Annotated in this window: 9 protein-coding genes; 2 read left to right on the plus strand and 7 right to left on the minus strand. The window is 42.9% G+C overall.

Going from position 1 to position 14557, the window contains the following annotated elements; translation table 11 throughout:
* Positions 1–10: 10 nt before the first annotated feature.
* From BUA53_RS13100 to BUA53_RS13125, 6 genes are all read right to left on the minus strand, one after another.
* The gene (locus BUA53_RS13100) at positions 11–2779 is read right to left on the minus strand and encodes a CHAT domain-containing protein (protein ID WP_072835842.1); all 2769 of its coding nucleotides are present in this window, start codon (positions 2777–2779) and stop codon (positions 11–13) included.
* 1 nt (position 2780) lies between these two features.
* Positions 2781–3581, minus strand: a complete 801-nt coding sequence (locus BUA53_RS13105) for a hypothetical protein (RefSeq protein ID WP_072835843.1) — start codon at positions 3579–3581, stop codon at positions 2781–2783.
* Between the two features lie 364 nt (positions 3582–3945).
* Positions 3946–6171: a TonB-dependent receptor gene (locus BUA53_RS13110; RefSeq protein ID WP_084080062.1), complete on the minus strand. Its 2226-nt coding sequence runs from the start codon at positions 6169–6171 to the stop codon at positions 3946–3948.
* A gap of 275 nt (positions 6172–6446) precedes the next feature.
* A complete protein-coding gene (locus BUA53_RS21670; RefSeq protein ID WP_262494402.1) occupies positions 6447–6581 on the minus strand; it encodes a hypothetical protein in 135 nt (44 codons plus the stop codon).
* A 20-nt stretch (positions 6582–6601) separates the two neighbouring features.
* The gene (locus BUA53_RS13120; RefSeq protein ID WP_072835844.1) at positions 6602–9418 is read right to left on the minus strand and encodes a T9SS type A sorting domain-containing protein; all 2817 of its coding nucleotides are present in this window, start codon (positions 9416–9418) and stop codon (positions 6602–6604) included.
* Between the two features lie 27 nt (positions 9419–9445).
* Positions 9446–9889, minus strand: coding sequence for a hypothetical protein (locus BUA53_RS13125; RefSeq protein WP_072835845.1), 444 nt, complete (start codon positions 9887–9889; stop codon positions 9446–9448).
* Positions 9890–10778: 889 nt separating this feature from the next.
* Between BUA53_RS13125 and BUA53_RS13130 the strand changes: the two genes are divergently transcribed.
* Positions 10779–11999 (plus strand): acyloxyacyl hydrolase, encoded by a 1221-nt coding sequence (locus BUA53_RS13130; RefSeq protein ID WP_072835846.1) that lies wholly within the window; start codon positions 10779–10781, stop codon positions 11997–11999.
* Between the two features lie 93 nt (positions 12000–12092).
* Positions 12093–13709 carry an ArnT family glycosyltransferase gene (locus BUA53_RS13135; RefSeq protein WP_084080063.1) on the plus strand — a complete coding sequence of 539 codons (1617 nt, stop codon included), beginning with the start codon at positions 12093–12095 and terminating at the stop codon, positions 13707–13709.
* Here BUA53_RS13135 and BUA53_RS13140 read toward each other — a convergent pair whose 3' ends face one another.
* Complete coding sequence (locus tag BUA53_RS13140; RefSeq protein ID WP_072835848.1) at positions 13710–14456, minus strand: glycosyltransferase family 2 protein; 747 nt, start codon at positions 14454–14456, stop codon at positions 13710–13712. It abuts the gene before it with no gap.
* Between the last annotated feature and the right edge of the window lie 101 nt (positions 14457–14557).

Raw genomic sequence — 14557 nt, forward strand, 5'->3', positions numbered from 1 at the left:
AACTTAAACCCTATGAGAAACGGCTCCCGCCAGCTCGGGACCTTTTTATTGCCAGTATCAGGAGAATAAAGAGTCCAATGGCTATTGCAATGATCACCCAGTTCCAGGCGAACGATCGACTCTCAGCCACATCACCTACAAATACCAGGTGCGACCAGTAATAAGGAGTCTTTAACCGGGGATTGATCTTTTTATCAGCCAGGTAATCCAGCTTGGCTTGTTGCAAGGCTTTGTCTATAGAAAGTCCTTCATCTAAATATCCATGCACCTTATTACTTAGGTAGGCGGTGGAATAATCATCGGCCTTCCATAAGGTGGTTATTATATTGGAGCAGCCTGCATAGCTGAATGCCCGGCTCAGGCTCATCACCCCTTCACCCTTAATGAAATTACCCGCCCCTGTTTCGCAGGCACTCAGGATGACGAGGTCTGTATTTTTTAAAGGAAGGTTGTATATCTCGCCTGCATACAACCTGCTTTGCGTGCTATCTGCGCCAGAGAAAACAATGTAGGAGAAGTTGTTTTCCCTATTGTTCACCACGGCATGCGTGGCCAGGTGAACGACCCTGTGATCCTGCAGGTGGCGAATAAAGTTCTCCTTAGTGGCGGCAGTATCTATGAATTTTTCTCCGCGCAAACCAGAAACCTCGGACAAGGAATTGGGTAGCCTGCCGAATGCCTGTCCTGCGCGGGAAGCAAATGGTACAAAGGACAGGGTCTGGTGATGGCTGAACGCTGCCCCTGATCTTTTCAATAAGTTAGTGGAATACTGGTATTGAATGGAATGGTTCTCAATCAAATACTTTCCTTGTTGGTCTATGAGTGATTCAAATGGCAGATAGCACAATTCATTGTCTGGGATGAATACCAGGTGTTTGACCTTACTATCAATACCCTTGATCAAGTATGTATATAAAGCTTTTGATGTCCCCATTGCGAAAGTACCGGAAGGGGTCAGTAGGGATTGAATATAACTTTGAAGCTGCTGATGAAAAACTGGCGGGAGGGTATCCTGGTAACATGTAAAAGAATCTTTTGTAATGACTGTTTTGGTCAGCCTGTCTTCTGAAAGCGTATAAGAAACGATGGCCGTTTCATCATCCAGTACTTTAGCCTGCTGGTCGCTGACAGGCTGCACATTACTAACAGGCAAATGGATCTTTTTTGCCAGCTCCTCCTGTTTCTTTCCCAGCTCTATTTCCAGGTTGCGGATGGTAGTTGTTGTCCTAGCCAGGTCCAGGCTGTCAGTCATCTGGTTGGCTTTTATGGACAATGCCGTGATCTTTCTTTTCAGGTCCTGCACTTCCTTTAAAACTGGCAGGTTACTATGCTGCGCCAGTGCCGAGAACTCTTGGTTAAAGGCCAGCACAGTTGCCTTGTTCTGCTGGTCAAACTGGTAGAGTGCTTCCGCGTATTTTTTATTGCGGGTCTTCGTATACAGCTCATAGGCCATCTCTATGGGCCTGGAATGGATGGCGTATTTTATCTTTCCCAGGAACAGTCTCGCCTGGTCACTGTCATATGTCCTTTCCACGTAGGCCACCAGTGCAAAAGCAGACCGATAGGTTTTCAATTCTTCCTCAGCATATTCGAGGTTGAGTGATTGGAGGTAGCGCAAATGCCAGGTTTCCGCCTTAGCCACCAGCACCTGAAACAGGTCGATGTAAGAAAATACACCCGAAAATTGTTGTGGAAGGGCATGGATGGAGGTATCCCTAAAAGAAGGATACAGCTGGTTGCAGGCTTGTTGATAATAGGATAGGGCTTCCGGATATTTCCCTGACTCTTTATGAAGATCGCCCATCAATTGATAGCTGCGCCCCAGGTGTTTATTCCGGTTATTCTTATAATAAACCCCGTTTTGATCAATGGCCCGGCGCAGGTAGTTCATGGCAGCAGGATAATTTTTTAAATCAAGGCAAGCCCTGGCCATATCATTCAGCAATCCCAGTTGTAAAAAATTACTGTACTGCACTTTACTAAAATACTCAATAGCCTTTTGCGGTTGATGGGTATAGAGATGGATCAACCCGATGTTATTATAGATCTCGTTTTGGTAAATATGATAGGGCAGAAGCTGTTGGTAGATTTTGCTGGCTGTATCATATTCCTCTAATTTAAATAATACCGTGGCCAGGTTGATCTGGTAATTCACATAAAGGCCCTTGTAAAAAGAATGGCTTTTAGATAAGGCTTCGGCAGCTTTTAAAAAATAATTCTTTGCCTGGTAGTAATTGCCTGACTCGTAATAGATGGCGCCCAGCAAATTGTACAGGCGTTCACTCTCCAAAAGCTGTTGAGGATACTGATCGTGTATGGCTTCCGCTTTTTTGAAATAGCTGGCAGCACTGTCAGCCTGGCTTTGCTGGTAGTAAATGAGACCGGCAAACAAATAAGATTTGAAAAAGAAGGAGTCGGGTAGAAAAGGCAGGCCTGATTGCATGCCCAGCGCCTGGTTGTAATATTTCAGGGCATTTTCCGTGCTGTCGAAATAGCTTTCCAGTTCCCCTATCTTGAGGCAGGAAAAAAACTCTACGGTATCGGCGGTAGATTTTTTTTTCCTAATATGAAACAGGAGCGATAGAAATTCCTGCAAGGCCAGTTGATTGAGCCTGGCTTCTTTTTTATCATCAGCGGAATATTGTAAGGCTTCGTTATAATACCTGTTGGCTTTTTGGTATTGTGCCAATATGGAAGGCGGCAGGTTACCGGCCTGTGAAAAGCAGTGTAAAAGCAGGAACAAAAAAACGCAGGAAAGTAAACAGTAAACAAATTTCATTTTAGTGCCCAATGATCACGATACAAGGCGGTCTTGGTTTGGATAAAGATAAGTCACTCGACAGATTATTGTCCACGGGTGCAGGAGTGGAAGGAATGGCCCTGGTATTCAATCCCAATGATAAAGATTGGTGTGCCTGCATCAGTCCACTCACATTGGTGGGCACATCAGCCAGGCTGTTATAGCGGTACAGGATGATATCCAGCTGGTTCTCCACTGCATTGCTCCTGTCATTGATGGCATACTTGATAGTGACCTGCTTCCAGCTGCTGTGTGAAGGGTCGTCAAAAAAACCTCTCCTGATGGATTCATTGACATTGATCTGTCCATTGGCTGAGTTGATGGCCAGCTTATTATCCAACCCAATACCGTAATTACCCGATGGCAAGGCTAAGCTGTTATCCGCATTATAGGTGGGACTGATAATGGAATCGTTTTGCGACAGGTAATGAAAGGCATCTAAATAGTTGATCCCCGAGATGGTGATATAGGTGGAGTCTTCCTGGTCGCTGTTGGAAGACCTGAATTTGATCTTGTATTTGAGTCCTGTCTGGCTTTGTCCGTCTCTGCCTTTAAGGGCTATGGTAATAGTGCCTGTGGCATTATCGATCAACAGGTTGTCAGTGAAGGCAGTATAGCTGCCTGGTTTTGCACTCTTTGGAGATATGGTATAGTTGCCGGCCTGCAAGTAAAATACAGAGTCGCTGTAACTGAGGTGCTCTGCCTGGGTTACCGCTGTTTCTTTTTTACAGGCAAAGACCAGGAAGCAGGTAAGGGACAATATATAAAAGGATGTTTTCATGAAGCAGCATATTTCAGGTACTGCTTTGCCGAAAATACAGTTTTAGCCCGGGATGGGGTCATTAATGCAGAAGTTTTACATTCATTTTTTAATGCCATGATTCAATGTCTTATTAATAAGTACGAACAGGAGAGGGAAATGTAACCGTGCGTGTAAAAAGATTTTATGAAGGTATTCTTCCCGCGCATCAGTTGGCCTGGAGCCTAGCGAGACACGCGGGTAAAGATTTGTAGAAAAGAGAATAAGTAAACCTAACAACATTTTCATGATATAAAATAGGCTTCCTTTTAAGGCAGGCGCGCTCCTTTTTTAATCGGGGGCCATTTGCCTTTCTGACAAACAGGGGAGATGCGAGGGCTGAATTTTATAGCATAATCTTTATCCCCCCATTAATAGTTCTTCCTTCCAGCGGAGCGTATATATCTGAAAATGTCGGATTCGTGCCTGGTCCATTGTAAATAGCACCCCAATCGGTTTGTTTTACATTGTTCAGGTCTTCCCCGTTGATGAATAAAGAAAAATGTTTCCAGCTTTTTTCAATGAGCGCACCGGTTAACCAATAACTCCTTCCCTTAGTGTCGTCAGAAAGCTGTTGAGGGCCGGTGTAATAGGTTTCGAACGCCACGCGTAAGCTGTTCTCTATTTCATATACCAGGTCAAAATGAAGTTTGTGCCGGGGAGCAAGAGGGTAAACAGTCGTTTGCCCGTTGAAATGATTTTGTGCAATTGTATAAGAATAGCCAGAATAGAATTTGATCTTATCAAGACTTAAACGAAAGGATACATCCATTCCCTTCGAGTCGGTAAACCCTCCGGCATTGACCAGTTGAAATTGAGTTCCGGTTGGAATCAATACCAGGGGATGATTGATGCGCGTATAGAAAAACAAAGGATTGATCATGAGCCTTACTTCGTCTATTGAAGTCGTGTAGGTAAAATCAATATTAGCCCCGGCAGATTTTTCATAACTGGCCCTATCTTCATCGATGGGTAAGACATCCTGGTATTGCCTTTCCTCAGTTTCTTCGGTAAATAGAGTTGGCAGCTTATAACCTAAACCACCACCAATACGGGAGCTGAAGCTGTTTGAAAAATGAAATAGGGCAGCAACCCTGGGCAACAATACAGATCCGTATTGGGAATTGTGATCTTCCCTGATACCTGCTTCTAAACTAAAGACCCCGGCAGGCGACCAGGTGCTTTGTAAGAAACCCCCAACAGTGCTGTGATGGTAATTTCTTAAGGGATGACTGGAATGAAGTGTTTCATTGAACTTATCTGTGTAAAGATTTAAGCCACCAACCCATTGCAACTGCTCTTTTCCTGCATTGATGCTTATTTCTGAAAAAGAAGATTGCTGCAGTCCGTCAAATTGATAAGATGGATTGGAGCTTATTCTTTTAAAATGATTGTAGCTGTTCCTGATGTTGAGAGAGGTATGGTCGTTGAACCGGTGTATCACGCCTAATTGAGTGGTAAAGCGGTCAGAATTATTCTTTTCATAATATCCAGCCCTGCCATTTTTTACGAAATCCATATTGCCCCCAAGCCTGTCTTCAGTGATATAGCTTATCCCGGCATTTACATTGGTCTTATTGCCATAATAAAATAAACGGGGAGTTAGGGTATACCGTGCAAACTTTGGAATGGCCGTAAAACCAATACCGGAAGGATCGTAGGGTTGGTTAGTATTGCGTGAGCTAAAGATGGTAAGGCCAAATTTTTTAAACCGTTGCCCAAAGAAACTGCTTAGATCAAGTCCGCCGCCAGACGTTGCATTGGCAAGAAAACTTAAATCTCTTTTCTCTGTGGGTGTTTTGCTTACCAGGTTAACAAGTCCGGCGATGGCTCCCCCGCCATATAAGGTAGAAGAAGAACCCTTAATGATCTCCACCTGCCTTAAATCAAGCGGTGCGATCTGCACCAGGCTTAATCCTTCTGACATGCCTGAATACAAAGGAAAACCATCCCGTAATATTTGGGTATACCTTCCTGCCAGTTCCTGTATGCGCAGATCGGCGGTATTGCTGATAGCAGAAGTTTGTTGAGTAATGATGCCTGTTGTTTCATTTAGCAGCATTTTGATTTCGCCGGGACGCATACTTATGTTCTCCGAAATTTCTCCTCCTGCAATTACCTCAACTCTTGTTGGTGTATTGCGAATAGAACGGTCGGTTCGCGTAGCAGTTATAATAATATTGGGATTATCTTCCTCATCAGCTTCTTCAAGCATTATTTCTACCTCTTTGGCAGAGGGAACTGCAATCATTTTTTCTATTGTGGTATATCCAATAAAGGAAACTTCAATTTGAACTTTTCCAATGGGAAGGTTTGTAAGTACTGCACTGCCTGAACTGTCTGTCATCGTTCCCTTTTTCAACTGCGGAATGAAAACTGATGCACTGGCTAAAGGCAATTTATTGTCTTCAGTTTTTACAATGATCTTTACACTGTTTTGTGCTTGAGAGCAAAAACTAACTAGTAAGAAAAGATGAAGTATAAAAAAATGTTTCTTTGGTCCCTTTCTTTTATGACCTGGTAAAAGAAACTGATTACCCCGATGGAGTAAGAAATCAGACAATTGAATCATTAGCTGGCAAAGCTCTTTTAACATTGATGTAGGTGCTATCATAGGTAAAGTGGTGCGAAGATATACCAGTACTATAATTCGGACCGTTAAACATATTGCATACTATGCCAAAAAAGCCTCGAAAATTTATACTTTCAAGGTCACTGGTTTTTACCCTGGGATCATTGTGTTATGCTTACTGGCGATGGTTCCAATAGCTTCGAAGTGGTTCGCTAAAAAAAGAATGGCAAAGTCCAATGATTTCCAAGGAAATTATTACACTGCACTCACCCTTATTAATTTGCTAACCATCCTGGTTGTGTTATGGATGACATTTGTAATTGTTCATGACCGTGTGCTCCAGGATTGTTGCTGATCTTATTATTCAATATAATTGATAAAAGGTAGCACCATCGTACTACCTTTTTCATTCCTTATATTTTAATATTCCTTACTGCTTGATCAGTTTTACCATTGCTTTTTCAGTTCCCTGCACAACTTCTACATAATAAATACCAGGCTTATAATTAGCTCCAAACTGCAGGCTGTTTGCAGCAAAGCTTGTTTTCCTTTCCATGAGTTGTCCCCCCGCATTGGTAATGCTGATGGTAGCGGGGCTATTGTTCGCACTATGCAACAGCAGGGTAAAACTAGTAGTGAACGGATTAGGCATGGCTTTCACCGAAAGAACAGGGGCTAGTCCATTCTCCCTGGCTGGCAAACTGGTAATGGCTGGTAAAGCGCCTGCGATGGTGCTGGTTGTGTAGGCTGCAACCAAACCCTTATCAACTGGTCCTCTTGTTGATCCTGCTACATAAATATCATTACCATGTATGGCTACAGCATAAGCAATATCATAACCTCCGGAAAAAGCACTGGTTTGTTTACCATCTGCATCAAAACCAGCATCCAATAAACCATCGGCAGTATATCGGGCCACTCCAAAATCATAACCTCCGTTTTCTGAATTAAACACGCCTCCCACTACAATTATTTTGTTATCGCTTTGCAGCGCCATGGCACTGGCATAATCTTCCCCAAGCAGGAAATCAGTTGTTTGTTTACCATTATCACCAAAGCTGACATCTAAAGAACCATCCGTTTTATTGAAACGGGCCAGGCCAAAGTCATAATTGGTACCATTAGTGTTAAACACTTCGCCGGCAACAACAATTTTATCACCCTGGATAGCTATAGCATGAGCACCATCATAATTGCCAAAAAAATCCACCGTTTGCCTGCCATCTCCATCAAAATCTCCATCCAGGGAACCGTTTGTAGTGTACCGGGCCAAAGCAAAATCATAATAGCTGGTGTTATTATAGGTCATTCCGGCTACTACTATCTTACCATCACTTTGAATGGCAAGGGCATGGGCATAATCATCATAACCTGTGAAATCCGTGGTTTGCTTGCCAGCCGTACCAAATGTTCCATCTAAAGAACCGTTGGAATTGTAACGTGCCAGGCCAAAGTCAAAGCGGTTACCATTGGTAGTATAAGCACGACCACCCACAACAATTTTGCCATCGCTTTGAAGGGCAATAGAATAGGCTTCATCAATATCACCAAAGAAATCCGTGATTTGTTTTCCGTTTCGGTTAAACTTATTATCGATTGATCCATTTGAATTGTAGCGGGCCAGGGCAAAATCTGCTAAATAAGATTCTGGATCAGATGGCTTAGGCATAGAGGAAGCTCCTGCTGCAACTATTTTTCCATCTGGTTGGATAACTATAGCACGCACGTAATCATCATTCCCTGAGAAATCTGTGGTTTGTTTGCCGGTACGGTTAAATGTTTTATCCAGCGTACCATTTGTATTATAACGTGCCAGGGCAAAATCTCCATTATAGTTCGCGTTATACGCTGTACCTGCCGCTATTATTTTGCCATCATTTTGTATCGCCAACGCAGTAAAATACATCACTCCGGCAGTATAATAACCGGTTAGTCTTCCATCCCTGTCAAACCTGTTATCCAGGGTACCATTGGTATTGTAACGTACCAGGGCAAAATCAGTATTCCTGTTGGTGTTATAGGCTTCTCCTATGGCAACAATTTTGCCATCGCTTTGTATAGCAAGGCCTAAAGCATAGTCTTGTCCACCAAAGAAATCAGTAATTTGTTTGCCTCCAGTACCAAAGCTGGCGTCTAAAGCCCCACCCGTGGTATAACGGGCCAGTCCAAAATCGAAATTATTTGTGGCATTGTTACCCACCTGGCCTGCTGCTATGATCTTGCCATCAGTTTGTATGGCAAGGCTTAACGCACGGTCATAACCACCATTTAGAAAATCAGTTGTTTGCTTACCATCCCCATCAAAGCTGGGATCCAAATTTCCATAAGTATCGTAGCGGGCTATGGCAAAATCATCATTGTTACTGAGATTATCAGAAGCCTGTCCTGCTACCACTATTTTGTTATCAGATTGGATGGCTATAGCAAAAGCATAATCAGCATAATTTAAGATATCCGTAGTTTGTTTTCCATTTACTCCGAAATTATTATCCAGGGAGCCATCAGTATTGTAGCGCGCAAGTGCAAAATCTATAGTAGTACCCTCCCCGCCGTAAGCCTGGCCCGCCAGGACTATCTTATCATCGATTTGAATGGCTATGGCTGAAGCAAGGTCCATGTCACCAAAGAAATCTGTACTTTGTTTTCCTTCCGTACCAAAGCTGGCATCCGGAACTCCATTAGTAGTATAGGCAGCCAGTGCAAAATCATATGAGTTGCTGACGGTACTGTATGCCTGTCCAGCTACGATGATGGTGCCGCTTGTTTGAATAGCGATGGCAAATGGCCAGTCCCAATCACCATAGAAGTCTGTTGTTTGCAAGCCATTTATTCCAAAGCTATTATCCAGTGAACCATCAATATTGAAGCGGGCAAGACCAAAATCCAAATTTCCGGTTACATTATAAAGACCTGTGACGACAATTTTGCCATCAGTTTGCTGGGCAGCCGCCGCATATTCAAGGTGTACCGGTTCCGAATAGCCATCAGTACCATAACTGATATCCAATGTATTGTTTTTAGTGAGGTAACGGGCAAGAATGGTATAGCCGTTAATGTTGAAAACCACCATATAGGTTCCATTTGTTTGCAGGAATACCTGCCTGCCGGATTCATAGTAAAAATTGCCCCGGGTAAATTCTGTTGTTGTCCAACCTTTTCCTGCAAAAGCCGGGTCTAAGGCGCCATCCTGGCTGTATGCAAAGAATAGGGTCAGCAGCGCTATGGTGCATAAGTATATCTTTTTCATATCAGAAATGTTTAAGTAAGCAATCCATTAATTGTTATTGATTTGTAGCTCTTCAGCCACTTTCTTTGACAGGCGCTGGTTGATCCACGGACCCCTGCTGCCTTGCATTTGCAGTTTTTGCAGAAGAGCTGGCGGCAGCTTTAATTCCTTTCCCTGGGCTAAGGGCATTCCATGCCCCCATGATTTACCTGTTGCCAGTTGACGTATTTGCCATTGTGCCAGTTTATAGGTATCTTCTTTTCTATTGAGTCCATCCGGAGATCCTGTGAACGGATTGCGATATTGCAGCACGATTAATTGCTTATCCTTTACAATTTCATAGCCATAGCTGCCACTCATGGCAGGTAATAGCCGGATGGTATAGCCCTGGTATTCCTGGTGGTCCTTTTTAGGATTCACAGACTCACCCCTTTGACCGCAGGCAACCATGGATATAAGTAAGAGGCTTACAGCAAGGTTGAATTTTTTCATTTGTAAGTATTTAAAAATTAATAATGAAGTTTTATAGAGTGCTAAACAGAAGCGTAAACAAAAGGGATAGGAATATCTTTTATAGTTGATAAAGCAGGATTAAATCATCAGAGTGGGAGAGAATCAATACAGGCCTGCAATTGCACAATAATGTTGTGTATACTAAATGAAAATAGGAATTGCTATTCCGCTGTAAAATGACAGATGTCAAACTATGTAATGATGGCTATCATCCTTATGTTGATGCTATGTAAAAAGAATTCTTTTATATGATAGCTGGAAAGTTGATTTATTGTTCATCTTATAGTTTCTATAAAATAGCATTATAAGGATTGGATAAAACGCAATACATTAAAACTGTACAATAGTTTGTTTACTTTAAACATTGATCAAATGCAGCAGTTCAATCTGGCTATTGGATAATCAGGTCTATGTTTTACTTTATAGTAACGTTTATCAATACACGCTTATTAATCTAAGCCCATGGACATATTCCTAATGAACCAGATTAGTTCTTTATCAAAACACTTTAGTTATAAAAGAATAGAATATAACACCCCGGGTTCTAAAAGCCGGGACCTTATCCCATCTTGCTCTTTTCTGCTCCCGGACAAGGTGTTTACGTACCTGCCGTATGAGCAAGGAAGATGAGTTTACCTTTAGTGTGAGATCCGTATTACGGACGGGTTAATATTGGCGGTTGGAAAGCTGCAAGGGTAGGGGTTGGTCATTCCCTGCCCTAAAAAGGCAGGCCTCCAGTGCCATAAACCGGTACACTTTGTGTCATTGTGACCATGGGGGTCAGTTTGCGGGGCGGATGGTTAAAACTGTTCATGCTGGTATACCTCTGTCATCAATGCCAATCACCTAAATTTGAGTAAACCAATTTATGAGAAGGCTGCTTGGTTTTTTAGTACTGCGCCTGTTTTCAATGACGGCTAACGCCCAGGAAGAGGTATTAAAAGCCAATACAGATTCGCCTTATCAACGTACACAATACCCTCTTTTACTTTCCGATTCTTATGTTAGTGTGAGTGTCGGGTATATTACCTACCCGTTTTCCAACCTGAACCTGGAAGCAGGCTACAAGGCTGATGTGATTTCTATCCCTCATGTTGGTGTACGACTGGTGCTTTTTGGACACCAGTTCAACAAGTACCTGTCGGCACAAATAACATACATGAGGCCCGTGCTATGGGTGAATTATAAAAACATCAATGGAAGCCGGAGCGATAAAACCGTGTGGATGAATGTGGCAGGATTGACCGCAAAGCTGCAAGTACCATTGATTAAGAACCTTTCCATCTTTGGGGAGGGCGGATTGGGTATTGTAACACGTAAAGGATTTATTATGGACGGCTATACGGTAATTGCCGATGCCAATTACCCTTATATGTTATACGGTGCCGGTCTTGAGTACCGGCTCAACAACAAATGGGACCTGTTGCTTACAACAGCTTATTCGCCATCAAATTCAGGTGTAAAACAACCACATACTTTGTATGTTGGCCCGGGGTTTAAATATAAATTTTATACGCTTCCTCCCGAAACTGTGCGCAGAAATGCAACTGCCGGCTATTTTTTCCCAAAACACCTGTTGCAGGTAGGCCTTGCCACTAATGCATGGGGTTATGGTGTCAATGATTTTTTTGCAGGCAAAACCTTCCCTGTGTTTTGGGGAGGGGATGCAAACGCAAAACAAGGCGTTTTTGTACGCTACCAGCGCAATTTCTTTCATACCCTCAAAGTATTTTCCATTGACCTGGGAGGCAGCTTAGCTTATTGGAAGAGCAGGGATGAGCAAAAGAATTTTTACACCTTATCGGTATATCCCTTGTTCCGTTTTACTGCCATCAGGACAAAACCTGTCGATCTGTATTTTATGTACTCGGTAGCGGGGCCAACTTTTATTTCCCAAACAGAGATTGACGGTAATGCCACCGGTAAACATTTTACCTTCCAGGATATGATGGGCATGGGTTTGTTTGCAGGAAAAAACCGTGAGCTGAATGTTGAGGTCAATATCGGCCATTATTCCAATGGCAACCTGTTCCCGGAAAATGCAGGGGTGAAAATCCCGCTTACATTCAATATTGGAATGGCATTTTGATTTTTATAAACTTTCCTTGTTGTCAGGTAATAATATAAATATAAAACATACCTTGTTCCTGTACTTCTTTAAACGAGGGGTTATATACTGCTTGTGAAAAAATGGCAACCAGGACTGCTTATTGTTTTACTGGCTTCGGTCTTATTCATTCCTTTTTTGGGATCAACGCATTTGTTCGACTGGGACGAAGTAAACTTTGCTGAAGCCAGCCGTGAAATGATTGTCACGCATAATTATTTCATTCCCCAGATAAATTTTACACCCTTTTGGGAAAAACCTCCTTTGTTCTTTTGGCTGCAGGTGTTGTCAATGAAACTATTTGGCATAAATGAGTTTGCAGCCCGCTTCCCCAATGCAGTTTGCGGCATCATTACCATGCTGGTGCTGTACAGAACGGGGAAGAAGCTTGTTAGTCCAGTCTTTGGCTGGATCTGGATCATTGTGTATGCCGGCTCCCTGCTGCCCCAGTTCTATTTCAAATCAGGCATCATTGATCCCTGGTTCAACCTTTTTATTTTTCTCTCTGTCTCCAAGCTTTTTCTGTACAGCGAAGTGCGGCCCTCCATAAGCTCCATTCTTTTGTCTGGATTGTTTGCCGGCCTGGCCATTATGACAAAGGGCCCGGTGGCCTTGCTTATTATTGGACTTTGCTATGCCGTGCATGCTTTGCTGAACCGGTTCAGGAACTTTATAAAATTCAAAGACATACTGCTTTTTCTGTTGCTGGCTGCATCGGTAGGAAGCATATGGTTTATTGCTTTATGGCTGAAAGGAGAGGCTTATGTTATCCGGGATTTTTTCAACTACCAGCTAAGGCTGTTTGCAACAGAAGAATCAGACCACGGCGGACCATTCTATTATCATTTCCTTGTGTTATTATTTGGATGTTTTCCCGCAGCAGTATTGAGCCTTCTTTCCATGCGAAAAATAAAAAACGGCAATGAGCTTTCCCCCGCATTTCACCGGTGGATGCTGATCTTGTTTTGGGTGGTGCTGATCTTATTTTCCATCGTTAAAACAAAGATCATTCACTACTCCTCTCTTTGTTATTATCCCTTAACCTACCATGCGGCAGTAAGTTTTTACCAGGTATACCTGGGACGCTGGCGTTTGCCTGCATGGGCAAAATGGCTGCAGTTTGGTATGGGCCTGCTGGTATGCTTTGCCATAATGGCAATATCCTTTATCGATTCCTGGAAGGTATGGCTGGTGCAATCCGGTATGGTGCATGATCCTTTTGCCAATGAATCACTAATGGCAAATGTTGTCTGGACCGGCTATGAAAAAATACCGGGTTTTATTCTGCTGGCAGGCCTGGTTGCCTTTATCCTGCTGTCAGCTCAGCATCAAAAGAAAGCACTCCTTGTTTTGTTTGCCTCCTCTGCCATCGCTATTAATTTGACCATTGTGCTGATCACTCCCAAAGTTGAACAATATGCACAGGGCGCTGCCATTGAGTTCTTTAAAAGCAAGGCAACTGGAAATTCCATTGTGGAGACCATTGGGTTTAAGAGCTACGCACATCTTTACTATGCCCGCCGAACACCAGCGCTGGCAAGGGCTGACAGTGCTTTCTTGCAGGGGCATCCAGGCTTGCAGGTATATCTTGTTGGCAAGATCCAGAACATGGAAAAAGACGAAAAGGAAAATCCAGGCCTGCAGTTATTGTACAAGAAAAACGGCTTTGTTTTTTACCAGCAAAAAAGATAGCTAATGCATTTTGTACATGCCATCTGTCATCATGCCCCATTTACAAAGCCGGTGCTTCACGGAAGTTTTAATTACACCTAATGCATAAACGATACTTCTTTTCAGATTAATGCTGGAGGCTTCTTCAAAATATTTAGTGGGACAGCTGATTTCAGCAATGCGGTAGTTAAAGTAAATGATTTGCGAAAGCATCTGGTTGTCGAAAACAAAATCATCCGACAAATTATGGTAGTCAACATGTTCCAGCACCTCCCTTGAAAAAGCCCGGTAGCCAGTATGGTATTCTGAAAGTTTTTGACCTAATAATATATTCTCGAAAAAAGTAAGCAGCCGGTTAGCAATGTATTTATACACAGGCATGCCGCCCTGTATGGCCCCGTTTCCCAATATGCGGGAAGCCAGTACCACCTGGTATAAGCCTGTGCTGATAATGGATGCCATGGGCGCAATTAACAGGGGCGTGTACTGGTAGTCGGGGTGGAGCATAATGACGATATCAGCCCCAAGTGCCAGCGCTTTGTCATAACAGGTTTTTTGGTTGCCCCCGTATCCTTTGTTTTTTTGATGAACAAGTATGTGTTTGATGCCCAGGTTCCGGGCCATTTCCACGGTATTATCCAGGCTGTGATCATCTACCAGGATAACTTCGTCTACTATATTCAAAGGAATTTCGCTGTAGGTTCGGTTCAAAGTACAGGCCGCATTATAGGAGGGCAAAACCACAATCAATTTTTTGTCACCGATCATAAATTTCCTGTTAAGAAATACAGACAGGATCGTACAGCAGGATAAGAGCAATATTTACTTTTAGGCGATAATAGTATTGCAGATGTCAAGGTATTGAATAA

Source organism: Flavisolibacter ginsengisoli DSM 18119, assembly GCF_900129295.1.
Classification (GTDB): domain Bacteria; phylum Bacteroidota; class Bacteroidia; order Chitinophagales; family Chitinophagaceae; genus Flavisolibacter; species Flavisolibacter ginsengisoli.

Excerpts from the sequence above, each read along its gene's own strand:
- BUA53_RS13100 (WP_072835842.1), bottom strand. The coding sequence starts at position 2,779 with ATGAAATTTGTTTACTGTTTACTTTCCTGCGTTTTTTTGTTCCTGCTT.
- BUA53_RS13105 (WP_072835843.1), bottom strand. The coding sequence starts at position 3,581 with ATGAAAACATCCTTTTATATATTGTCCCTTACCTGCTTCCTGGTCTTT.
- BUA53_RS13110 (WP_084080062.1), bottom strand. The coding sequence starts at position 6,171 with ATGATTCAATTGTCTGATTTCTTACTCCATCGGGGTAATCAGTTTCTT.
- BUA53_RS21670 (WP_262494402.1), bottom strand. The coding sequence starts at position 6,581 with ATGAAAAAGGTAGTACGATGGTGCTACCTTTTATCAATTATATTGAAT.
- BUA53_RS13120 (WP_072835844.1), bottom strand. The coding sequence starts at position 9,418 with ATGAAAAAGATATACTTATGCACCATAGCGCTGCTGACCCTATTCTTT.
- BUA53_RS13125 (WP_072835845.1), bottom strand. The coding sequence starts at position 9,889 with ATGAAAAAATTCAACCTTGCTGTAAGCCTCTTACTTATATCCATGGTT.
- BUA53_RS13130 (WP_072835846.1), top strand. The coding sequence starts at position 10,779 with ATGAGAAGGCTGCTTGGTTTTTTAGTACTGCGCCTGTTTTCAATGACG.
- BUA53_RS13140 (WP_072835848.1), bottom strand. The coding sequence starts at position 14,456 with ATGATCGGTGACAAAAAATTGATTGTGGTTTTGCCCTCCTATAATGCG.